The sequence below is a fragment of the Aeromonas sp. FDAARGOS 1405 genome, from assembly GCF_019048265.1.
GTDB classification, from domain to species: Bacteria; Pseudomonadota; Gammaproteobacteria; order Enterobacterales; family Aeromonadaceae; genus Aeromonas; species Aeromonas veronii_A.
Window position 1 is genome coordinate 1,635,906 of record NZ_CP077311.1, and the last position, 21,595, is coordinate 1,657,500.

At 55.1% G+C, this 21,595-nt stretch carries 20 protein-coding genes and 3 tRNA genes (1 of these 23 running past the window's edge); 21 read left to right on the plus strand and 2 right to left on the minus strand.

What is annotated here, in order from left to right:
- Nucleotides 1-8: 8 nt before the first annotated feature.
- Together coaA and I6L35_RS07705 are read right to left on the minus strand one after the other, a co-directional pair.
- Nucleotides 9-947, minus strand: coding sequence for a type I pantothenate kinase (gene coaA / locus I6L35_RS07700; protein ID WP_216979945.1), 939 nt, complete (start codon nucleotides 945-947; stop codon nucleotides 9-11).
- Complete coding sequence (locus I6L35_RS07705) at nucleotides 944-1,093, minus strand: hypothetical protein (RefSeq protein WP_157188376.1); 150 nt, start codon at nucleotides 1,091-1,093, stop codon at nucleotides 944-946. The genes coaA and I6L35_RS07705 overlap by 4 nt, the downstream gene beginning before the upstream one ends.
- Before the next feature lie 117 nt (nucleotides 1,094-1,210).
- On the opposite strand from I6L35_RS07705, the gene I6L35_RS07710 reads away from it, so the two are divergent.
- From I6L35_RS07710 to tuf (I6L35_RS07810), 21 genes are all read left to right on the plus strand, one after another.
- Nucleotides 1,211-1,295: transfer RNA gene (locus I6L35_RS07710), tRNA-Tyr, on the plus strand.
- A 38-nt stretch (nucleotides 1,296-1,333) separates the two neighbouring features.
- Nucleotides 1,334-1,408, plus strand: a tRNA-Gly gene (locus tag I6L35_RS07715).
- A gap of 168 nt (nucleotides 1,409-1,576) precedes the next feature.
- Complete coding sequence (gene tuf, locus I6L35_RS07720) at nucleotides 1,577-2,761, plus strand: elongation factor Tu (protein WP_074042664.1); 1,185 nt, start codon at nucleotides 1,577-1,579, stop codon at nucleotides 2,759-2,761.
- 53 nt (nucleotides 2,762-2,814) lie between these two features.
- A tRNA-Trp gene (locus I6L35_RS07725) sits at nucleotides 2,815-2,891 on the plus strand.
- Between the two features lie 60 nt (nucleotides 2,892-2,951).
- Nucleotides 2,952-3,323, plus strand: coding sequence for a preprotein translocase subunit SecE (gene secE, locus I6L35_RS07730; RefSeq protein WP_005306322.1), 372 nt, complete (start codon nucleotides 2,952-2,954; stop codon nucleotides 3,321-3,323).
- 9 nt (nucleotides 3,324-3,332) lie between these two features.
- Entirely contained in the window at nucleotides 3,333-3,884 is a 552-nt protein-coding gene (gene nusG / locus I6L35_RS07735) for a transcription termination/antitermination protein NusG (protein ID WP_005306318.1), read from the plus strand.
- A 134-nt stretch (nucleotides 3,885-4,018) separates the two neighbouring features.
- Complete coding sequence (gene rplK / locus I6L35_RS07740; RefSeq protein WP_005339887.1) at nucleotides 4,019-4,447, plus strand: 50S ribosomal protein L11; 429 nt, start codon at nucleotides 4,019-4,021, stop codon at nucleotides 4,445-4,447.
- Nucleotides 4,448-4,451: 4 nt separating this feature from the next.
- The gene (gene rplA / locus I6L35_RS07745; protein ID WP_005339888.1) at nucleotides 4,452-5,153 is read left to right on the plus strand and encodes a 50S ribosomal protein L1; all 702 of its coding nucleotides are present in this window, start codon (nucleotides 4,452-4,454) and stop codon (nucleotides 5,151-5,153) included.
- Between the two features lie 256 nt (nucleotides 5,154-5,409).
- Nucleotides 5,410-5,910: a 50S ribosomal protein L10 gene (gene rplJ / locus I6L35_RS07750; RefSeq protein WP_005339895.1), complete on the plus strand. Its 501-nt coding sequence runs from the start codon at nucleotides 5,410-5,412 to the stop codon at nucleotides 5,908-5,910.
- A gap of 51 nt (nucleotides 5,911-5,961) precedes the next feature.
- Nucleotides 5,962-6,324, plus strand: coding sequence for a 50S ribosomal protein L7/L12 (gene rplL / locus I6L35_RS07755; RefSeq protein ID WP_005341840.1), 363 nt, complete (start codon nucleotides 5,962-5,964; stop codon nucleotides 6,322-6,324).
- Nucleotides 6,325-6,548: 224 nt separating this feature from the next.
- A complete protein-coding gene (rpoB, locus tag I6L35_RS07760; protein ID WP_216979946.1) occupies nucleotides 6,549-10,577 on the plus strand; it encodes a DNA-directed RNA polymerase subunit beta in 4,029 nt (1,342 codons plus the stop codon).
- A gap of 91 nt (nucleotides 10,578-10,668) precedes the next feature.
- Nucleotides 10,669-14,973, plus strand: coding sequence for a DNA-directed RNA polymerase subunit beta' (gene rpoC / locus I6L35_RS07765; protein WP_216979947.1), 4,305 nt, complete (start codon nucleotides 10,669-10,671; stop codon nucleotides 14,971-14,973).
- A gap of 194 nt (nucleotides 14,974-15,167) precedes the next feature.
- Nucleotides 15,168-15,884, plus strand: coding sequence for a transcriptional regulator (locus I6L35_RS07770; RefSeq protein WP_005339902.1), 717 nt, complete (start codon nucleotides 15,168-15,170; stop codon nucleotides 15,882-15,884).
- Nucleotides 15,885-15,908: 24 nt separating this feature from the next.
- Entirely contained in the window at nucleotides 15,909-16,289 is a 381-nt protein-coding gene (locus I6L35_RS07775; protein WP_005339904.1) for a RidA family protein, read from the plus strand.
- A gap of 84 nt (nucleotides 16,290-16,373) precedes the next feature.
- Complete coding sequence (gene tusD, locus I6L35_RS07780) at nucleotides 16,374-16,766, plus strand: sulfurtransferase complex subunit TusD (protein ID WP_021229315.1); 393 nt, start codon at nucleotides 16,374-16,376, stop codon at nucleotides 16,764-16,766.
- An 8-nt stretch (nucleotides 16,767-16,774) separates the two neighbouring features.
- Nucleotides 16,775-17,134 (plus strand): sulfurtransferase complex subunit TusC, encoded by a 360-nt coding sequence (gene tusC / locus I6L35_RS07785; protein ID WP_021229316.1) that lies wholly within the window; start codon nucleotides 16,775-16,777, stop codon nucleotides 17,132-17,134.
- Nucleotides 17,135-17,141: 7 nt separating this feature from the next.
- Nucleotides 17,142-17,420, plus strand: a complete 279-nt coding sequence (gene tusB, locus I6L35_RS07790; RefSeq protein ID WP_005339909.1) for a sulfurtransferase complex subunit TusB — start codon at nucleotides 17,142-17,144, stop codon at nucleotides 17,418-17,420.
- Between the two features lie 182 nt (nucleotides 17,421-17,602).
- A complete protein-coding gene (rpsL, locus tag I6L35_RS07795) occupies nucleotides 17,603-17,977 on the plus strand; it encodes a 30S ribosomal protein S12 (protein ID WP_005306278.1) in 375 nt (124 codons plus the stop codon).
- 93 nt (nucleotides 17,978-18,070) lie between these two features.
- Nucleotides 18,071-18,541, plus strand: coding sequence for a 30S ribosomal protein S7 (rpsG, locus tag I6L35_RS07800; protein ID WP_005339911.1), 471 nt, complete (start codon nucleotides 18,071-18,073; stop codon nucleotides 18,539-18,541).
- Nucleotides 18,542-18,616: 75 nt separating this feature from the next.
- Complete coding sequence (fusA, locus tag I6L35_RS07805; RefSeq protein ID WP_216979948.1) at nucleotides 18,617-20,722, plus strand: elongation factor G; 2,106 nt, start codon at nucleotides 18,617-18,619, stop codon at nucleotides 20,720-20,722.
- Between the two features lie 54 nt (nucleotides 20,723-20,776).
- Nucleotides 20,777-21,595: the 5' portion of an elongation factor Tu gene (gene tuf / locus I6L35_RS07810; RefSeq protein WP_074042664.1), read on the plus strand. The gene runs 366 nt beyond the window's last position; 819 of the gene's 1,185 nt are visible here — the first part of the coding sequence; the start codon lies at nucleotides 20,777-20,779; the stop codon falls past the right edge of the window.

Sequence of the window (21,595 nt, forward strand, 5' to 3'; positions counted from 1 at the left end):
CGCCGTCATCATTTGCGCAGCTTGATCTGCTCGATGGCGTGCTCATGGCCCTTGGTCATGATGAGGTTGGCTCGCTCACGAGTTGGCAGGATATTCTCTTGCAAATTCAGATAGTTGATATCTTGCCAGATATTGCTGGCGATCCGAGTTGCCTCACTCTCCGTCAGCTTGGCGTAGTTATGGAAATAGGAGTCGGGATCCGAGAAGGCGCCGCTTCTGAACTTGAGGAAGCGTTCGATATACCAGGTACGCAGCAGGTCGGCATCGGCGTCCACATAGATGGAGAAGTCGACGAAGTCCGATACGAAGACCCGATGGGGCTCCTGAGGGTAATCCATGCCGCTTTGCAGCACATTGAGCCCTTCCAGGATCAGGATGTCCGGTTGCTCTACCACCTTCTTCTCGTCAGGGATGATGTCGTAGATAAGGTGGGAGTAGACCGGTGCTTCCACCTTCTCGTGACCGGCGCGGATATTAGCGACAAACTCCACCAGATGGCGGATGTCGTAGGATTCCGGGAACCCCTTGCGGCGCATCAGGCCGCGCTCTTCCAGTACCTTGTTGGGATAGAGGAAGCCGTCGGTGGTGACCAGCTCCACCCGAGGGTGTTCCGGCCAGCGCTCCAGCAGCGCCTGCAGAATACGGGCCGTGGTGCTTTTGCCCCCCGCCACGCTGCCGGCAATGCTGATGATATAGGTGCCCTTGCCGCGGGACTGACCGAGGAACTGCTCCAGTACCCGGCTACGACGCTGCTTGGCTTTGACATAGAGATTGAGCAGGCGGGAGAGGGGCAGGTAGATCTCTTCCACTTCCCGCAATGACACCTTCTCGTTGATCCCGCGCAGGGTCTGCAGATCGTGTTCGGTCAGGGTCAGGGGGACCGAATCGCGCAATAACGCCCATTGATCGCGGGTGAATTGCAGATAGGGGTTATGCTCTGTCGTCATGGTGTCATCACTGTTTCTTGGGCACGGCGACCATACACCAAGGGTGGGGGGGCGACAAGGGACGCAGCAGGATTGGCTGATTTCCAGCCGCTTTTTTGCAAACTTCCCAGCAATAAAGCGTATTTTGCCAGGTTCAATGGTTGCATCCCCCAAATCCTTACAATAAAATGCGCGACGCTTGGATGTCTGTCGTCTATTTGCCGTGCAAAAGCGATAAAAACAGTGGGTGCAAGCAGAATTACCGCTGTGACAATCTGGCGTCTGGAGGGGTTCCCGAGCGGCCAAAGGGATCAGACTGTAAATCTGACGGCTCTGCCTTCGAAGGTTCGAATCCTTCTCCCTCCACCATATTTCTCTGCGGTTTGAGTTCTTTGGGTTAGAGAAATGCGGGCATCGTATAATGGCTATTACCTCAGCCTTCCAAGCTGATGATGCGGGTTCGATTCCCGCTGCCCGCTCCAAGATGCTGATATGGCTCAGGCGTTAGCAGAGCCGCACCCTAGGGTGAGTTCGGCAAGCGAACCAGCCATCAGTACCTCTCTCTTTCCCACCAGATTCAAATCCATCATATAAACTGTTCTGTGGTTAGCTTGCCACCGCGTACTCAGCGTTAGTTTAGAGGGACGATCATGTCTAAAGAAAAATTTGAGCGTAATAAACCGCACGTTAACGTGGGTACCATCGGCCACGTTGACCACGGTAAAACCACCCTGACTGCAGCTATCACCAACGTGCTGGCCAAGCACTTCGGTGGTAAAGCTTTCGCCTTCGACCAGATCGACAAGGCACCGGAAGAGCGTGAGCGTGGTATCACCATCAACACCTCCCACGTAGAATACGACACCGCTACCCGCCACTACGCCCACGTAGATTGCCCGGGTCACGCCGACTACGTTAAAAACATGATCACCGGTGCTGCCCAGATGGACGGCGCGATCCTGGTAGTAGCAGCGACTGACGGCCCGATGCCGCAGACTCGTGAGCACATCCTGCTGGGTCGTCAGGTAGGCGTTCCGTACATCATCGTGTTCATGAACAAGTGCGACATGGTAGATGACGAAGAGCTGCTGGAACTGGTCGAGATGGAAGTTCGCGAACTGCTGTCCGAGTACGACTTCCCGGGTGATGACCTGCCGGTAGTCCGTGGTTCTGCACTGAAAGCGCTGGAAGGCGAAGCTCAGTGGGAAGAGAAGATCCTGGAACTGGCTGGCCACCTGGACAGCTACATTCCGGAGCCGGAGCGTGCGATTGACCAGCCGTTCCTGATGCCAATCGAAGACGTATTCTCTATCGCAGGCCGTGGTACTGTAGTAACCGGTCGTGTAGAGCGCGGTATCGTTAAAGTTGGTGAAGAAGTGGAAATCGTGGGTATCAAAGATACCACCAAGACCACCTGTACCGGCGTTGAAATGTTCCGCAAACTGCTGGACGAAGGTCGTGCAGGTGAGAACATCGGCGCCCTGCTGCGTGGCGTGAAGCGTGAAGACGTAGAGCGTGGTCAGGTACTGGCCAAGCCGGGCACCATCAAGCCGCACACCAAGTTTGAATCTGAAGTGTACGTACTGTCCAAAGAAGAAGGTGGTCGTCATACCCCGTTCTTCAAAGGCTACCGTCCGCAGTTCTACTTCCGTACTACTGACGTGACCGGTACCATCGAACTGCCGGAAGGCGTAGAGATGGTAATGCCGGGTGACAACATCAAGATGGTTGTTACCCTGATTGCGCCGATCGCGATGGACGACGGCCTGCGTTTCGCTATCCGTGAAGGTGGCCGTACCGTAGGTGCTGGTGTTGTAGCTAAAGTTATCGCTTAATCTTTGGCTTACATAAATAAAGCAAAGCCCCTATAATAGGGGCTTTCTTATGCAGGGGCGTAGTTCGAATTGGTAGAACAGCGGTCTCCAAAACCGATGGTTGCGGGTTCGAGTCCTGCCGCCCCTGCCATATACCTCGTCTCGTACGGGGCTTTTGTGTCTTTGGTTACGTCAGATACAGGTGGGTTGTATGAGTGTTAGTTCTGAGAGCCAGGGCGGAAGCAAGGATACCCTGCTTTGGGGCCTGGTTTTCATTATCCTGGCGGCCGCTGTAGTGGGTAATTACCTGCTCAACGATGTTGTCGCTGCCGTCCGCGCCCTGGGTGTGGTCGTTGTCATTGCTGCTGCTGGTGCAGTAGCCCTGCAAACCACCAAGGGAAAGGCAACACTGGCATTCGCCCGTGAGTCTCGCCTGGAAGTCCGCAAGGTCGTATGGCCGACCCGTCAGGAAGCCATTCAGACAACCCTGATTGTGCTGGCGGTGACCGCCGTGATGGGGCTGCTGCTGTTCGTTCTGGACGGTGCCTTGGTCTGGTTGGTCAACCTGATTACCGGTGTGTAAGGATAAGCCATGACTGAACAACGTGAACAACGTATGAGATGGTATGTCGTGCAGGCTTTTTCCGGCTATGAAGGCCGTGTAGCCAAGTCCCTGCGCGAGCATATCAAGATGCATGGCATGGAAGACATGTTCGGTGAAGTACTGGTCCCGACCGAAGAAGTGGTCGAGATGCGTGCTGGCCAGAAGCGCAAGAGTGAGCGCAAGTTTTTCCCGGGTTATGTCCTGGTCCAGATGATCATGGATGAAACCACATGGCACCTGGTGCGTAACGTACCGCGTGTCATGGGCTTCATCGGCGGTACTTCCGACCGTCCGGCACCGATCTCCGACAAAGAGGCCGATGCCATCCTGAACCGTCTGCAGGATGCCCACGACAAGCCGCGTCCGAAAACCCTGTTTGAACCGGGTGAAATGGTGCGGGTTGCTGATGGTCCGTTTGCCGACTTCAACGGTACCGTTGAAGAGGTCGATTATGAGAAGAGCCGCGTGAAGGTCTCTGTACTGATCTTCGGTCGTTCTACTCCTGTTGAACTGGATTTTGGTCAGGTCGAGAAGGGCTGATTGAATTCTGTACGTTTAACGGTTGTCAGGGGCAGCGAATATCTCTATAATTCGCTGCCCCTTTATTAGTTGGGGAGCCGTTTGCAGGAGCAAGTCTCCGAGGCGCTAGAACCCATTTTTGAGGTATTTTCCTAATGGCTAAGAAAGTCACAGCTTATATCAAGCTGCAGGTTGCTGCTGGTGCAGCCAACCCGTCTCCTCCCGTTGGTCCTGCACTGGGTCAACACGGTGTTAACATCATGGAATTCTGTAAGGCGTTCAACGCTCGTACAGAGAAGCTGGAAAAAGGTTCACCGACTCCGGTCGTGATCACCGTTTACAGCGACCGTTCCTTCACCTTCGAAACCAAGACTCCGCCTGCTTCCTTCCTGCTGAAGAAAGCTGCTGGCATCAAGTCTGGTTCTTCCAAGCCGAACAAAGACAAGGTTGGTAAGGTGACCGTTGCCCAGCTGCAAGAAATCGCCAAGACCAAAGAGCCGGATATGACTGGTGCCGATCTGGATGCAAAAGTACGTTGCATCGCAGGCTCCGCTCGTTCCATGGGTCTGGTAGTGGAGGATTAAGACAATGGCTAAACTTTCCAAGCGTATGCGCGTTATTCGCGAAAAAGTTGACGGTACCAAAGAGTACTCCATCAACGAAGCCATTGCCCTGCTGAAAGAACTGGCTACTGCCAAGTTCGTTGAAAGCGTTGACGTTGCTGTCAACCTGGGTATCGACGCTCGTAAATCTGACCAGAACGTACGTGGTGCTACTGTACTGCCGCACGGTACCGGTCGTGATGTACGCGTTGCCGTATTTACCCAAGGTGCCAACGCCGAAGCAGCTAAAGCTGCCGGTGCTGACCTGGTAGGTATGGATGACCTGGCCGATCTGGTTAAGAAAGGCGAGATGAACTTCGACGTAGTTATCGCATCCCCGGATGCCATGCGCGTTGTTGGTCAACTGGGTCAAATCCTGGGCCCGCGCGGCCTGATGCCGAACCCGAAAGTTGGTACTGTAACTCCTAACGTTGCCGAAGCTGTCAAGAACGCCAAGGCTGGTCAGGTTCGTTACCGTAACGACAAGAATGGTATCATCCATACCACTCTGGGTAAGGTTTCTTTCAACGAAGTTCAGCTGAAAGAAAACTTGGAAGCTCTGCTGGTTGCCCTGAAAAAAGGCAAGCCCTCTTCCGCCAAAGGTCAATTCATCAAGAAAGTCAGCATCTCCACCACCATGGGTGCCGGTGTTGCCGTAGACCAAGCTTCTCTGGAAGCTCAGGCCTAATTGATGGGTTTTACAAGGCGCAAAATTTAATCTATAATTTTGCGCCTTGATTGGTTGGGGGTTTCGACCTCCGTCCAAGACCGCAGGAGGCTGCAAAGCCTTAATGTTTCCTGCGTAGACGGTGCCGGAAACCCAGCGAGAAAGATTCTTTCTCTTCTGGAATCCTGCTACCGCATCGTTCCCCTCTGTTGTAAAGGTAGGGGGGATGTGTCAGTACTGGGTCATTTGACCCGGATTCAATCCAGGAGTTAAGCCAATGGCATTGGGACTCGAAGACAAAAAGGCAATTGTTGCTGAAGTCAACGAAGCTGCCAAAGGCGCTCTTTCTGCAGTTGTTGCCGATTCTCGCGGTGTCACTGTAGACAAGATGACCGTCCTGCGTAAAACCGCTCGTGAAGCCGGTGTGTACATGCGCGTTGTGCGTAACACCCTGCTGCGTCGCGCGGTAGAAGGTACCGAATACGAGTGCCTGAACGACGCATTTACCGGTCCTACCTTGATTGCTTTCTCTAACGAACACCCGGGCGCTGCTGCTCGTCTGTTCAAAGAGTTTGCCAAAGCGAACCAAAAGTTCGAAATCAAGGCTGGCGCTTTTAACGGTGAGTTTATCGCCGCAGCACAAATTGATCGTCTGGCCACGCTGCCGACTTACGAAGAAGCAATTGCGAAGTTGATGGCGACTATGAAAGAAGCCTCTGCTGGCAAGCTGGTTCGTACTATCGCTGCTGTTCGCGACCAGAAACAAGCTGCTGCTTGATTCTCGCCTATTTAGGCTGTTTGAGTTTATTCAACATCAGGAATTTTTGTCATGTCTATCACTAAAGACCAAATCATCGAAGCCGTTGCTTCCATGTCCGTAATGGAAGTTGTTGAGCTGATCGAAGCTATGGAAGAGAAGTTCGGTGTTTCTGCCGCTGTTGCTGTTGCTGCCGGTCCGGCCGCTGAAGCAGTAGAAGAGAAGACCGAGTTCGACGTAGTTCTGACTGCTGCCGGTGCCAACAAAGTTGCCGTCATCAAAGCCGTTCGTGGCGCTACCGGTCTGGGCCTGAAAGAAGCCAAAGATCTGGTAGAAGCTGCTCCGGCTAACCTGAAAGAAGCCGTCTCCAAAGACGAAGCTGAAGCTCTGAAGAAAGAGCTGGAAGCTGCCGGTGCTTCTGTTGAGATCAAATAATCTGCATTTATGTAGATTAGCCTGATAAAACAGGCTAGGGCTGGTGAATTTTTGTTCACCAGCCTTTTTGCGCTGTAGACTGAGAGCATTTCACACCGTTTACGACTCTCGGTGCACCAGCAATCCGGACTGTCTTCTTTCGTCCGGGCCAACACAAAACGGTGTTGAGACAGAGCTGTCCCGCGGGACAGAGTGGGTCACTTATCAGCGAGCTGAGGAACCCTATGGTTTACTCTTATACCGAAAAAAAACGCATTCGTAAGGACTTCGGTAAGCGAGACCAGGTACTGGACACGCCTTATCTGTTGTCCATTCAGCTGGACTCCTTCAAGCAGTTCATCGAGGCTGACCCGGAAGGTGAATATGGCCTAGAGGCCGCTTTCCGTAGCGTTTTCCCGATCACCAGTTACTCCGGTAGTGCTGAGCTTCAGTATGTCAGCTATCGCCTGGGTGAGCCGGTATTTGACGTAAAAGAATGCCAGATCCGTGGAGTGACCTACTCCGCGCCGCTGCGTGTCAAGCTTCGTATGGTTCTGTACGACCGTGAAGCAGCTGCCGGCACCGTCAAAGACATCAAGGAACAAGAAGTATACATGGGCGAAATTCCGCTCATGACCGAGAACGGTACCTTTGTTATCAATGGTACCGAGCGGGTTATCGTTTCCCAGCTGCACCGCAGCCCGGGCGTCTTCTTCGACCACGATAAAGGCAAAACACATTCATCCGGTAAGGTGTTGTATAACGCCCGCGTTATCCCCTACCGTGGCTCCTGGCTGGACTTCGAGTTCGATGCGAAAGACAACCTGTTTGTCCGTATCGACCGTCGTCGCAAACTGCCGGCATCCATCATTCTGCGCGCCCTGGACTTCACTTCCGAAGAGATCCTGGCCACCTTCTTCGAAACCATCGGTTTCGAGGTCAAAGATGGCAAGTTGATGATGGATCTGGTGCCGGAGCGCCTGCGTGGCGAAACTGCGACCTTCGACATCGTGGCCAATGGTGCCGTGGTTGTTGAAACCGGTCGTCGTGTGACTGCCCGTCACATCCGTCAGCTGGAAAAAGATGCCGTTACCCAGATTGAGGTACCGGTTGAGTACGTTGTTGGCAAAGTTGCTGCCAAGGACTACGCACATCCGCAAACTGGCGAACTGGTAGTGGCAGCCAACCAGGCTCTGAGTCTGGAAGCGATTGCCAACCTGTCCCAGGCCGGCTTCAAGCATTTCGAGGTTCTGTTCACCAACGAACTGGACCACGGTGCCTACATGTCCGAGACCCTGCGCGTCGATTCCAGCACCAACCGTCTGGAAGCGCTGGTAGAAATCTACCGCATGATGCGTCCGGGCGAGCCGCCGACACGTGAAGCAGCAGAGCAGCTGTTCGAAAACCTGTTCTTCTCTGCCGAACGTTACGACCTGTCTACCGTAGGTCGGATGAAGTTCAACCGCCGTCTGGGTCGTGAAGACGAGACTGGCGCTGGCGTACTGACCAAAGACGACATCGTCGATGTGATGAAGCGCCTGATCGACATCCGTAACGGTAACGACGAAGTGGACGATATCGACCACCTGGGTAACCGTCGTATCCGTTCTGTCGGTGAAATGGCTGAAAACCAGTTCCGCGTCGGTCTGGTGCGTGTCGAGCGTGCGGTCAAGGAGCGTCTCTCCCTGGGCGACCTGGACACCCTGATGCCGCAGGATCTGATCAACGCCAAGCCGATCTCCGCCGCAGTCAAAGAGTTCTTTGGTTCCAGCCAGCTGTCCCAGTTTATGGACCAGAACAACCCGCTCTCCGAAGTGACCCACAAGCGCCGTATCTCTGCGCTGGGCCCGGGCGGTTTGACTCGTGAGCGTGCCGGCTTTGAAGTCCGAGACGTACACCCGACCCACTACGGTCGTCTGTGCCCGATCGAGACTCCTGAAGGTCCGAACATCGGTCTGATCAACTCCCTGTCCGTGTACTCTCGTACCAACGAGTACGGTTTCCTCGAGACCCCGTACCGCAAGGTCATTGACGGTGTGATCACCGACGAAGTGGACTACCTGTCTGCTATTGAAGAAGGCAAGTACGTGATCGCACAGGCTAACGCCGCGACCACCGAAGATGGCCGTCTGAAAGATGAATTGATCCCGTGCCGTCACAAAGGTGAATCCACCTTTATGAACGCCGACCAGATCCAGTATATGGACGTGAGCCCGCAGCAGATCGTATCTGTGGCAGCGGCCCTGATCCCGTTCTTGGAACACGATGACGCGAACCGCGCATTGATGGGTTCAAACATGCAACGTCAGGCTGTACCGACCCTGCGCGCTGACAAGCCGCTGGTAGGTACCGGTATGGAACGCGCTGTGGCCGTTGACTCCGGTGTAACCGTAGTGGCCAAGCGTGGCGGCATGATCGACTACGTCGATGCCTCCCGTATCGTTATCAAGGTAAATGAAGATGAGCTGATGCCAGGCGAAGCCGGTATCGACATCTACAACCTGACCAAATACACCCGTTCCAACCAGAACACCTGTATCAACCAGCGTCCTTGTGTGATGTTGGGTGAGCCGGTCATGGCTGGCGACGTACTGGCTGACGGCCCGTCCACCGATCTGGGTGAACTGGCTCTGGGTCAGAACATGCGCGTCGCGTTCATGCCGTGGAACGGTTACAACTTCGAAGACTCGATCCTGGTGAACGAGCGTGTTGTTCAGGAAGATCGCCTGACCACCATCCATATCCAGGAACTGGCCTGTATCTCCCGTGACACCAAGCTGGGTCCGGAAGAGATCACTGCTGACATCCCGAACGTGGGTGAAGCCGCTCTGTCCAAGCTGGACGAGTCCGGTATCGTCTACGTGGGTGCCGAAGTGAAGGGCGGCGACATTCTGGTCGGTAAGGTAACGCCGAAAGGTGAAACCCAGCTGACTCCGGAAGAGAAGCTGCTGCGCGCCATCTTCGGTGAGAAGGCGTCCGACGTGAAGGACTCTTCCCTGCGTGTACCGAACGGTGTGTACGGTACCGTGGTTGACGTGCAAGTCTTTACCCGCGATGGCGTGGAAAAAGACAAGCGCGCCAAAGAAATCGAAGAGATGCAGCTGAAGGAAGCGAAGAAGGACTTGACCGAAGAGTTCAAGATCCTGGAAGACGGCATTTTCGGCCGCTCCCGCAACCTGCTGCTGGCCGCCGGTTACAGCGAAGATCGTCTGAACAAGCTCGATCGTTCCAAGTGGTTTGAACTGGCCATCGAAGACGAAGGCAAGCAGACCGAACTGGAACAGATCGCTGAACAGCACGTTGAGCTGAAAGCCGAGTTCGACAAGAAATTCGAGAACAAGCGTCGCAAGATTATCCAGGGTGATGATCTGGCGCCGGGCGTACTGAAAATCGTCAAGGTTTATCTGGCAGTCAAGCGTCGCATCCAGCCGGGTGACAAGATGGCGGGCCGTCACGGTAACAAGGGTGTTATCTCCAAGATCTGTCCGGTCGAGGATATGCCTCATGACGAGTTCGGCCGTCCGGTCGACATCGTACTGAACCCGTTGGGCGTACCATCACGTATGAACATCGGTCAGATCCTCGAAGTGCACCTGGGCCTTGCGGCCAAGGGTATCGGCGAGAAGATCGATCGCATGGTCAAAGAGCAGCGCGAGCTGCACGAGATGCGCAACTTCCTGCAACAGGTCTATGACCTGGGCGAGAAGGACACCCAGCAAGTGAACATCGCCGAACTGTCTGATGACGACGTACGTACCTTGGTGGGTAACCTGCGTAAGGGTCTGCCGGTTGCTACTCCAGTGTTTGATGGTGCCAAAGAGCGCGAAATCAAAGCCCTGCTGAAGCTGGCCGATCTGCCGGAATCCGGTCAGATTGATCTGTTCGATGGCCGTACCGGTAACCGCTTCGAGCGTAAAGTAACCGTTGGTTACATGTACATGCTCAAGCTGAACCACTTGGTCGACGACAAGATGCACGCGCGTTCTACCGGTTCTTACAGCCTTGTTACCCAGCAGCCGCTGGGTGGTAAGGCTCAGTTCGGTGGTCAGCGTTTCGGTGAGATGGAAGTGTGGGCCCTGGAGGCTTACGGTGCGGCATATACCCTGCAGGAAATGCTGACCGTCAAGTCTGACGATGTGAATGGCCGTACCAAGATGTATAAGAACATCGTGGATGGCGACCACCGTATGGAGCCGGGCATGCCCGAATCCTTCAACGTATTGCTGAAGGAAATCCGCTCTCTGGGTATCAACATCGAGCTGGACGAAGAGTAAGAGCTCGCTCTTATTGTTCGAGAATTGACGTGGGCGCCCCGCTGTTTTGGCAGCCGGGGCGCCGAGGTTAGACTCCTGACAGGGGAAACACGTGAAAGACTTACTCAAGTTTTTGAAGGCTCAGACCAAGACCGAAGAGTTTGACAGTATCAAGATCGGTCTGGCCTCTCCTGACATGATCCGCTCCTGGTCATTCGGTGAGGTCAAAAAGCCTGAGACCATCAACTACCGGACTTTCAAGCCGGAGCGTGATGGTCTGTTCTGCGCCCGTATCTTCGGACCGGTGAAGGACTACGAGTGTCTGTGCGGCAAGTACAAGCGCCTGAAACACCGTGGTGTGATCTGTGAGAAGTGCGGCGTTGAAGTGACCCAGACCAAGGTCCGTCGTGAGCGTATGGGCCACATCGAGCTGGCCAGCCCGACTGCCCACATCTGGTTCCTGAAGTCCCTGCCGTCCCGTATCGGTCTGCTGCTGGACATGACCCTGCGCGACATCGAGCGCGTGCTTTACTTCGAATCTTTCGTAGTTATCGAGCCGGGCATGACCAACCTCGAACGCAGCCAGATGCTCTCTGAAGAGCAGTACCTGGATGCGCTGGAAGAGTGGGGCGACGAATTTGACGCCAAGATGGGTGCCGAAGCAATCCTGGCATTGCTGCGCGCCATCGATCTGGAAGGTGAAGTCAAAGCGATGCGTGAGGAGCTGGATCAGACCAACTCCGAGACCAAACGCAAGAAGACCACCAAGCGTCTGAAGCTGATGGAAGCTTTCCTGCAGTCCGGCAACAAGCCGGAGTGGATGATCATGACAGTGCTGCCCGTGCTGCCGCCGGACCTGCGTCCGCTGGTACCGCTGGACGGCGGCCGTTTCGCGACTTCCGATCTGAACGATCTGTACCGTCGCGTGATCAACCGTAACAACCGCTTGAAGCGTCTGCTGGATCTGGCGGCTCCGGACATCATCGTGCGCAACGAAAAGCGTATGCTGCAAGAGTCCGTCGATGCGCTGCTGGATAACGGCCGTCGCGGTCGTGCCATCACCGGTTCCAACAAGCGCCCGCTGAAATCCCTGGCCGACATGATCAAGGGTAAGCAGGGTCGTTTCCGTCAGAACCTGCTCGGTAAGCGTGTCGACTACTCCGGTCGTTCCGTTATCACCGTAGGCCCGACTCTGCGTCTGCATCAGTGCGGTCTGCCGAAGAAGATGGCGCTGGAACTGTTCAAGCCGTTCATCTATGGCAAGCTGGAAACCCGCGGTCTGGCGACCACTATCAAGGCCGCCAAGAAGATGGTGGAGCGCGAAGAAGCTGTCGTTTGGGATATCCTGGACGAAGTTATCCGCGAACATCCGGTTCTGCTGAACCGTGCACCGACTCTGCACCGTCTGGGTATCCAGGCATTCGAACCGACTCTGGTCGAAGGCAAGGCAATCCAGCTGCACCCGCTCGTTTGTGCTGCGTATAACGCGGACTTCGATGGTGACCAGATGGCGGTTCACGTACCGCTGACCCTGGAAGCCCAGCTGGAAGCGCGTGCGCTGATGATGTCTACCAACAACATCCTGTCGCCAGCCTCCGGTGAGCCGATCATCGTTCCTTCTCAGGACGTGGTCTTGGGTCTGTACTACATGACCCGCGCCCGCATCAATGCGAAGGGTGAAGGTATGGTGCTGTCCGGCCCGAAAGAGGCCGAGAAAGTGTACCGTGCTGGTCTGGCCGACCTGCATGCTCGCGTCAAGTGCCGCATCACCGAGTACGTGAAGAACGAAGACGGTGAGCTGGTTGCCAAGACCGAGATGAAGAACACCACCGTTGGTCGTGCGATCCTGAGCCTGATCCTGCCGAAAGGTATGGAATACGCCCTGATCGACGAGCCGAAGGTGCTGACTGCTGCCGAGCAGGCCGATCTGGAAGCCAATCCGCAGAACTGGATCAAATGCGTATCCAACAAGGCGCTGGGCAAAAAGCTCATCTCCCGTCTGCTGAACACCTGCTATCGCAAGCAGGGGCTGAAGGACACCGTTATCTTCGCTGACCAGCTGATGTATACCGGTTTCCACTACGCGGCCCTGTCCGGTGCTTCCGTTGGTATCGATGACATGGTCATCCCGGATGCCAAGAAAGACATCATCGCAGCAGCCGAAGCCGAAGTTGCCGAGATCCAGGACCAGTTCCTGTCAGGTCTGGTAACTGCGGGCGAACGTTACAACAAGGTTATCGATATCTGGGCCAGCGCCAACGAGCGCGTCTCCAAGGCCATGATGGAGAACTTGTCCAAAGAGCGTAACGTCAACTCGCTGGGTGAAGAAGAAGAGCAGGCCTCGTTCAACAGCATCTTTATGATGGCCGACTCTGGTGCGCGTGGTTCCGCCGCCCAGATCCGTCAGCTGGCCGGTATGCGTGGCCTGATGGCCAAGCCAGATGGCTCCATCATCGAGACCCCGATCATCGCGAACTTCCGCGAAGGTCTGAACGTACTGCAGTACTTTATCTCTACCCACGGTGCTCGTAAGGGTCTGGCGGATACTGCACTGAAGACTGCGAACTCCGGTTACCTGACTCGTCGTCTGGTAGACGTGGCGCAGGACATGGTGATCACCGAGGACGATTGCGGCACTACCGACGGTCTGTGGATGACTCCTCTGATCGAGGGTGGCGACGTGGTCGAGCCGCTGCGTGAGCGCGTGCTGGGTCGTGTGGTGGCAGAAGATGTCATCAAGCCGGGTACCGAGGACGAGATCCTGGTTGCTCGCAACACCCTGCTCGACGAGCAACTGTGTGACCTGCTGGAACGCAACTCCGTTGACCGTGTGAAGGTACGTTCTGCCATCACCTGTGAAACCGACTTCGGTAACTGTGCTCACTGCTACGGCCGTGATCTGGCCCGTGGTCACCTGGTTAACAAGGGTGAGGCTGTCGGTGTTATCGCCGCCCAGTCCATCGGTGAACCGGGTACCCAGCTGACGATGCGTACTTTCCACATCGGTGGTGCTGCATCTCGTGCCGCTGCTGAAAGCAGCATCCAGGTCAAGAACACCGGTACCATCAAGCTGCAGAACGCCAAGTTCGTTCACAACAGCGATGACAAACTGGTTATCACCTCACGTTCTACCGAACTGACCATCATGGACGACATGGGCCGTACCAAGGAAAGCCACAAGCTGCCTTACGGTTCCGTGCTGGAAGTGAAGGACGGCCAGGCCGTGAGTGCTGGCGAGACTGTTGCCAACTGGGATCCGCACACCCACCCGATCATCACCGAAGTGGCAGGTCGTCTGCAGTTCGAACACATGATCGATGGTGTGACCATCACTCGTCAGACCGACGAGCTGACCGGTCTCTCTTCTATCGTTGTTCTGGACGTCAACGAGCGTCCGAGCGCCGGTAAAGAAATGCGTCCGACCGTTAAACTGGTCGACCTGAACGGCAAAGACGTGATGATCCCGGGTACCGATGTAGCCGCCCAGTACTTCCTGCCGGGCAAGGCGATCGTGAACCTGGAAGATGGTGCCAACGTGGGCGTGGGTGACGCGGTAGCGCGTATCCCGCAAGAGTCCGGCGGTACCAAGGACATCACCGGTGGTCTGCCGCGCGTTGCGGATCTGTTCGAAGCACGTCAACCGAAGGAACCGGCAATTCTGGCCGAGATCTCCGGTACCATCTCCTTCGGGAAAGAGACCAAGGGCAAACGCCGTCTGGTCATCACCCCGACCGATGGTGGCAACGTCTACGAAGAGATGATTCCGAAGTGGCGTAACCTGAACGTGTTCGAAGGTGAAAAAGTTGAGAAGGGTGAAGTGCTGGCGGACGGTCCTGAGTCTGCTCACGACATCCTGCGTCTGCGCGGTATCAGCCCGGTCGCCAACTACATCGCCAACGAAGTGCAGGACGTTTACCGTCTGCAAGGCGTTAAGATCAACGACAAGCACATCGAAGTCATTGTTCGTCAGATGCTGCGCAAGTGCGAGATCCTGAGCGCTGGCGATACCGATCTGATCGAAGGCGAACAGGTTGAAGTGGCTCGTGTGAAGATTGCCAACCGTAAGCTGGTTGCCGAGGGCAAGACCCCTGCGACCTACCGTCATGTACTGATGGGTATTACCAAGGCATCTCTGAGCACCGAGTCCTTCATCTCCGCGGCTTCCTTCCAGGAAACCACTCGCGTTCTGACCGAAGCCGCCGTGGGTGGCAAGCGTGATGAACTGCGTGGTCTGAAAGAGAACGTCATCGTGGGTCGTCTGATCCCGGCTGGTACCGGCTTTGCCTACCACCACAGCCGGATCAACCAGCGTGCTGCCGCAGCTCGTGCTGTTGGTACCCCGCAGGTGACCGCTGATGAAGCGGAGCAGAACCTGGCGGATCTGCTGAACGCAGCCGGTAGCTTCGACGAAGAGTAACTCGTCATCCGTGATTGAAAAGGGCTCCTTCAAGGAGCCCTTTTTGTTGGCCAATTCCTCGGCAAAGGTAGACGCAGCGCGGGTTTCAGGATGATCCAGAGCAAAGTTGTAGAGTAAAAAATCAAAAAAAGTTGACTTTACTCCCCTGCAATTTAAAACTCGGGAAAGTTGAATGGTTATTACAGGGGTAGAACATGACTGTCGGTATCGAGGAAGCCATGCTTCCCGAAGAACAGCTGATCAGCCGCACTTTTACAGATGAAGACAGGGAATTGTTGCGCTCATACGATGGGCTCATCGATGGCTTGGCCGAGCTGTTCGGCAAGCATTGTGAAGTGGTACTCCACTCCCTGGAAAATCTGCACGAGTCGGTGATCAAGATCGCCAACGGCTTCAATACCGGACGCACCCTCGGGGCGCCCATCACCGATCTCGCCCTGCGCATGCTCAAGGATATCGAGAGCACCGGCCAGGATTACACCCAGAGCTATTTCGCTCGCAGCCGTACCGGCGCTCTGATGAAGTCGAGCACCATCGCCATTCGCAACAGTGAGCGGCAAGTAGTGGGGCTTATTTGCATCAACCTGCACATCAATGCGCCCTTCCACGAGTTCGTGGCCGAATTTTTCCCGACGCCCCAGCAGGCGGCGCGTCAGTCACCAGAGACCTTCGCCAATAGCGTGGAAGAGCTGGTTGCACAGACGGTGGATAACACCATCGACGAGATCAACCGCGATCCCACCGTGGCCAACAATGCCAAGAACCGCTTCATCGTGACCCAGCTGTTCGAGAAGGGCATTTTCGACATCAAGGATTCGATCAATCTGGTGGCGGACAAACTCAATATTTCAAAACATACCGTTTATCTTTACATCCGACAGCGCAAGCAGGGTGAAGACGAGAACGAGTAACTCATTCCAGAAGGGGATAGATGAATGGCTAAAGAAGTGATTGCAACCGACAAGGCGCCTGCCGCGATTGGTCCGTATGTTCAGGCTACCAAGGTTGGCGAGATGATCTTCACCTCCGGGCAGATCCCGCTCGATCCTGCCACCATGGAGATCGTTGCTGGCGGCATCGAAGAGCAGGCAGAACGGGTGATGAAGAATCTGGTTGCCGTGTTGCACGCTGCCGGTGCCGATGCCAGCAAAGTGGTCAAAACCACCTGCTTCCTGAGCGACATGAACAACTTCGTTGCCTTCAATCAGGTCTATGCCCGCTACTTTGGCGACGCGGCGCCAGCCCGCTCCTGCGTGGAGGTGGCCCGTCTGCCGAAAGATGTGCTGGTCGAGGTCGAGGCGATTGCCCATCTCTGATCAACAGATCGAATCAAGCCCCTCCTGGCAGGGGCTTTTTTGTTTTTGGCGTAAAATGGACCGGGTCAGCACAGGAGTCCTGCTATGAGTCTGAGTTTTGCCATCCTGGTCACGGGGCCTGCCTATGGCACCCAATCGGCCAGCACAGCCTATCGTTTTGCCCGCACCCTGTTGGCACAGGGGCATACCTTGTCCCACCTGTTCTTCTATCAGGATGGGGTCTGCAACGGCAACGGTTTGCATCTGCCTGCATCCGATGAGACTGACCTGGTGCGTCTGTGGCGAGAGCTGGCAGAAGAGCAGGGGATCCGTATCGACGTCTGTGTCGCCGCCGCCATGCGGCGCGGTGTGCTCGATGAGCAGGAGGCCAAGGGGGCAGGGCAGGTGCACTTCAATCTGCAAGCGCCATTTTGCCTGAGCGGTCTGGGCCAGTTGGCCGAGGCTGCGCTCACCGCCGATCGACTGGTTCAGTTCTAGGGGGAGTCATGAACAAGAAAATTGCCTTTATATGCAGTCGTGGCCCCCATGGCCATGCCGCCGGCCGGGAAGGACTGGATGCCCTGCTGGCCACCTCGGCCATGACCGATGAACTGGCCCTCTTCCTGATTGGGGACGGCGTGCTGCAACTGCTCAAGGAGCAGCAGCCTGCCGCCATTTTGCAGCGCCACTACGCGCCCACCTTCAAAATGCTGGAACTCTACGACATCGAAGAGGTCTATGTTTGTGCTGACTCGCTGGCAGAGCGTGGCGTGACAGTGGATGATCTGCTGATCCCCGTCGAGAGTCTGCCGCGCCAGGAACTGGCTCGGCGCTGGGCACAATGTTCGACTCACATCAGCTTTTGAGGTCTCCATGTTGCATCTGATATTGAACTCTCCCTTTCAGAGTCAGGCTCTGGCAGAGGCGCTCTCATACCTTCAGCCCGAGGATGAGCTGGTACTGATGCAGGATGCCGTGATTGCGGCATCGGCTCCCCAGTGGAGCGCGCGGCTGGCGGGTATCCCGCTTTATGTAATGCAGGAAGATCTGCAAGCTCGCGGTTTGCAGCATCGGGTGGGTAATGTGCTCGATATGGCGGGTCTGGTGGCACTGATTGCGCAAAAAGGTTCCCCGCGCACCTGGGGTGGCTGAGAAGCATATTTTCAAGAAAATTCAAGGTGATGTCGTGAAATCAAACGGATCCGAATTGCCCTTTTGTGACGCAAATTGTATAAATCTTGACTCCCCAGACAACAGGGCATAAAATTTCGCGTCCCCGTATCTGCGGGGAGGATTTTCCACACGTTTATGAAGTCATTATCAGGAGCCTTTTGATGGCAACTATTAACCAGTTGGTTCGCAAGCCACGCATCAAGCTCGTTGTGAAAAGCAACGTGCCGGCGCTGGAAGCGTGCCCTCAGAAGCGTGGCGTATGCACTCGTGTATATACCACCACCCCGAAGAAGCCTAACTCTGCACTGCGTAAAGTGTGCCGTGTACGTCTGACCAACGGCTTCGAAGTCACCTCCTACATCGGTGGTGAAGGTCACAACCTGCAAGAGCACTCTGTTGTTCTGATCCGTGGCGGTCGTGTAAAAGACTTGCCAGGTGTTCGTTATCACACCGTTCGTGGTGCGTTGGACTGTGCCGGTGTTAAAGACCGTAAGCAGGCTCGCTCCAAGTATGGTGTGAAGCGTCCTAAAGCTTAATGGTTCTCCGTTAAGTAAGGCCAAACGTTAATTCGTTTCTAGTTAGATAGCTTTCTAGTTTTGGGTAATCCCTGAAGTTACGGAGAATTTGAAATGCCAAGACGTCGTGTTGTTGGTCAGCGTAAAATCCTGCCAGATCCCAAGTTCGGATCAGAGCTGCTGGCTAAATTTGTCAACGTAGTAATGGTTGACGGTAAGAAATCTGTTGCAGAAGCCATTGTTTATGGCGCCCTGGACATCATTGCCACCAAATCTGGCAAAGAGCACCTGGCCGTATTCGAAGAAGCTCTGGATAACATTCGTCCGGCGGTCGAGGTTAAATCTCGTCGCGTCGGTGGTGCAACCTATCAGGTTCCGGTAGAAGTTCGTCCGGTACGTCGCAATGCTCTGGCAATGCGCTGGTTGGTTGATGCCGCTCGTAAACGTGGTGAAAAATCAATGGCTCAGCGTTTGGCTGGCGAGCTGCTGGATGCCGCTGACAATAAGGGTTCGTCTGTCAAGAAACGTGAAGACGTTCACCGTATGGCTGAAGCGAACAAAGCCTTCGCTCACTTCCGCTGGTAATCCGCTTGCGCAGGGTCTTCTGACTCTGCGCACCTTTAATTATCTAGGGACAAGCGCCTTAGTAAGAGGATGACAATGGCTCGTACAACCCCCATTGAGCGTTATCGTAACATCGGTATCTCCGCTCACATTGACGCCGGTAAGACTACTACTACCGAGCGCGTACTGTTTTACACCGGTGTAAGTCACAAGATCGGTGAAGTTCACGATGGCGCTGCCACCATGGACTGGATGGAACAGGAACAAGAGCGTGGTATCACCATCACCTCCGCCGCGACCACCGCTTTCTGGTCCGGTATGGGTAAACAGTTCCAACCGCACCGTATCAACATCATCGATACCCCGGGCCACGTTGACTTTACTATCGAAGTAGAGCGTTCAATGCGTGTTCTGGACGGTGCCGTGATGGTGTACTGTGCCGTAGGTGGCGTACAGCCACAGTCTGAAACCGTATGGCGTCAGGCTAACAAGTACAAGGTTCCCCGTATCGCGTTCGTCAACAAGATGGACCGTACCGGTGCCAACTTCCTGCGTTGTGTTGAGCACATCAAGACCCGTCTGAAAGGCAACCCGGTTCCGCTTCAGCTGAACATCGGCTCTGAAGAGAACTTCAAGGGCGTTGTTGACCTGGTCAAGATGAAGGCCATCAACTGGAACGAAGCTGACCAGGGCGTCACCTTCGACTACGAAGATGTGCCGGCCGAGCTGCTGGAACAGGCGCAAGAAATGCGCATGAATCTGGTTGAAGCCGCTGCTGAAGCGTCTGAAGACCTGATGGAAAAATACCTGGGCGGCGAAGAGCTGACCGAGGAAGAGATCAAAGGTGCTCTGCGTCAGCGCGTGCTGAACAACGAAATCATCCTGGTAACCTGTGGCTCCGCGTTCAAGAACAAGGGCGTACAGGCAATGCTGGATGCCGTGATCGAGTACCTGCCGGCTCCGACCGACGTTGCTGCTATCGACGGCCTGAAAATGGACGGCGAGACCAAAGACGAGCGTCACGCTTCTGATGACGAGCCGTTCTCTGCTCTGGCGTTCAAGATCGCTACCGACCCGTTCGTTGGTAACCTGACCTTCTTCCGTGTCTACTCTGGCGTGATCAACTCCGGTGACACCGTGCTGAACTCCGTCAAGGACAAGCGCGAGCGCTTTGGCCGTATCGTTCAGATGCATGCCAACAAGCGTGAAGAGATCAAAGAAGTACGCGCTGGTGACATCGCTGCAGCCATCGGTCTGAAAGACGTGACCACTGGTGACACCCTGTGTGACCCGAACGCACCGATCATCCTCGAGCGTATGGAATTCCCGGAGCCGGTAATTTCTATCGCGGTTGAGCCGAAAACCAAGGCTGACCAGGAGAAGATGGGTCTGGCACTGGGCCGTCTGGCTCAGGAAGATCCGTCCTTCCGCGTATGGACTGACGAAGAGTCAGGTCAAACCATCATCGCTGGTATGGGTGAGCTGCACCTGGACATCATCGTTGACCGTATGCGTCGCGAGTTCAAGGTTGAAGCCAACGTAGGTAAGCCGCAGGTTGCCTACCGTGAAACCATCCGTACCACCGTTAAAGACATCGAAGGCAAGCATGCCAAGCAGTCTGGTGGTCGCGGTCAGTACGGTCATGTTGTTATCGACATGTACCCGCTGGAAGAAGGCAAAGCCTACGAATTCGTCAACGACATCAAAGGTGGTGTCATTCCTGGTGAATTCATCCCGGGTGTTGATAAAGGTATCCGTGAGCAGCTCAAATCTGGTCCGCTGGCTGGTTACCCGGTTATGGATCTGGGTGTGCGTCTGCACTTCGGTTCTTACCACGATGTCGACTCTTCCGAACTGGCGTTCAAAATCGCTGCTTCCATGGCCTTTAAGGCTGGCTTCATGAAAGCCAACCCGGTTCTGCTCGAGCCGATCATGAAAGTAGAAGTTGAAACTCCGGAAGATTACATGGGCGACGTGATCGGTGACCTGAACCGTCGTCGTGGCCTGATCGAAGGTATGGAAGATGGCCCGTCCGGCAAGATCGTACGTGCTCTGGTGCCGCTGGCCGAAATGTTCGGTTATGCAACTGCACTGCGTTCCGCTACCCAAGGTCGTGCTTCCTACGCCATGGAATTCGCCAAGTATCACGATGCACCGACCAACGTTGCACAAGCCGTGATCGAAGAGCGCAAATCCAAGTAATTTAAGATTCCCCGCCTACGACGGTAGGCGGGTTTAACCTAGAAGGACTACGTCGTGTCTAAAGAAAAATTTGAGCGTAATAAACCGCACGTAAACGTCGGCACCATCGGCCACGTTGACCACGGTAAAACCACCCTGACTGCAGCTATCACCAACGTGCTGGCCAAGCACTTCGGTGGTAAAGCTTTCGCCTTCGACCAGATCGACAAGGCACCGGAAGAGCGTGAGCGTGGTATCACCATCAACACCTCCCACGTAGAATACGACACCGCTACCCGTCACTACGCACACGTAGACTGCCCGGGTCACGCCGACTACGTTAAAAACATGATCACCGGTGCTGCCCAGATGGACGGCGCGATCCTGGTAGTAGCAGCGACTGACGGCCCGATGCCGCAGACTCGTGAGCACATCCTGCTTGGTCGTCAGGTAGGCGTTCCGTACATCATCGTGTTCATGAACAAGTGCGACATGGTAGATGACGAAGAGCTGCTGGAACTGGTCGAGATGGAAGTTCGTGAACTGCTGTCCGAGTACGACTTCCCGGGTGATGACCTGCCGGTAGTCCGTGGTTCCGCACTGAAAGCGCTGGAAGGCGAAGCTCAGTGGGAAGAGAAGATCCTGGAACTGGCTGGCCACCTGGACAGCTACATTCCGGAGCCGGAGCGTGCGATTGACCAGCCGTTCCTGATGCCAATCGAAGACGTATTCTCTATCGCAGGCCGTGGTACTGTAGTAACCGGTCGTGTAGAGCGCGGTATCGTTAAAGTTGGTGAAGAAGTGGAAATCGTTGGTATCAAAGATACCACCAAGACCACCTGTACCGGCGTTGAAATGTTCCGCAAACTGCTGGACGAAGGTCGTGCAGGCGAG